Here is a 267-nt window from a genome sequence, read left to right as displayed (position 1 = left end):
CCTCAACCGGCTGCGGCACCTGGACACCGACGGGCAACTGCTGCGCGAGCACCCACCGGGCAAGATCACCGCGAGCTACCCCGGCCACATGATCCACGTGGACGTTAAGAAGGTCGGACGTATCCCCGACGGCGGGGGCTGGCGAGTCCACGGACGCGGTTCCGATGCCGACAGGGCCCGCCACAAAGCCCCCAAGAACCGAGGCACACGAGTCGGGTACACGTTCCTGCACTCGGCCGTGGACGGACACACCCGCTTGGCCTACAC

The 267-nt window shown here is 67.8% G+C and carries 1 pseudogene; it reads left to right on the top strand.

From position 1 onward, the window contains the following. A pseudogene (locus ACSNOK_RS34495) lies at positions 1-267 on the top strand (IS481 family transposase); the annotation flags it as partial.

The organism is Streptomyces sp. URMC 126, assembly GCF_051386555.1.
Taxonomy (GTDB): domain Bacteria; phylum Actinomycetota; class Actinomycetes; order Streptomycetales; family Streptomycetaceae; genus Streptomyces.
This window is presented reverse-complemented; position numbering and strand designations above follow the sequence as displayed.